At 28.6% G+C, this 1109-nt stretch carries 1 protein-coding gene; it reads left to right on the forward strand.

From position 1 onward, the window contains the following. A partial coding sequence (locus tag GKG01_RS09010) for a leucine-rich repeat domain-containing protein (RefSeq protein ID WP_154274631.1) occupies positions 1–1109 on the forward strand: 1109 nt, incomplete at both ends.

Consider the following 1109-nt stretch of genomic DNA (forward strand, 5'->3'; position numbering starts at 1 on the left):
TATTCCTCTGAGGGAAATATAATTGCCTTTAGTGATAAGGGCTTAGAAAAGAAAGAGAAGACAAATATTCTAGTATTTCCTGAAGGAACGAAATCTATAAATGGAAATTATTCTTTAAGTCATTCAAACGATGAACTTAGATATAAAAGAGAATTTGGACGTGGTAAACATTGGGATAAAGTAATTATTCCTGATTCTGTTAATCATTTAGGCTATGCTGCCTTTTACGAAGCAAGTATAGACGAGGTAAAACTATCAAGTAGTCTAACTTATCTTGGTGGTTTAGCATTTTTCAATTGTGGACTTAGAAAAGTGACTTTACCTGATACTTTGGTAAATATTGAACATAATGCTTTTGAAAGAAATAATCTTCAAGAAATAACTATACCGAAGTCTGTGAAGACAATTGAACAATATGCTTTTTCAAGAAATAAATTGCACACTATAAAAGTTTTAGGCAATCCAAATATTAACAGTAAGGGAGTATTCCATGATCAAGAAGTTGAGTATAGACCAAAACAAAATCCATTTTACGAAAATCATTTTGGTTTCAACGGAAATCAAGGATTCAAATCTATTCCTAATGGATTAAGTTATGAAAATGGAGAATTTGTCTTTGATAAGAATGTAGATAGTGTAGAACTTGAATTTGATTATAACAATGATATGTATCAAGGAAAGATGACTATATACAATCCAAATAAATATTCCATTGATACTCAAACAGATTTAACAGGGCAAGATATTGATGAAAAGGACAATAAGATTGATGATTTAACTAAAAACATTAAGGATTTAGAAAATCAGATCAAAGACTTAAATGATAAGAAACAAGAAGACCAATCAAAGATAGATGAATTAAAGGAAAAATTAGAATCTTGCAAAGATAATGGAGAGAAACTAAAACAAGAAAAGTCTAAGTTAGAAGAAGAGATTAGAGATAAAGATAATAAGATTGCTCAATTGAATAAAGAAATTGAGGAACTTAAAAATTCTAACAATGATGAACTAATAGCAGAAATTACTCAGCTTAAAGATGAATTAAAAAGATTACAAGATGAAAATGCAAAACTAAAAGAAGATTATTCATCTACAAAATGGGAGTTAGA

This window comes from Finegoldia sp. BIOML-A4, from assembly GCF_009679635.1.
Classification (GTDB): Bacteria; Bacillota; Clostridia; order Tissierellales; family Peptoniphilaceae; genus Finegoldia; species Finegoldia magna.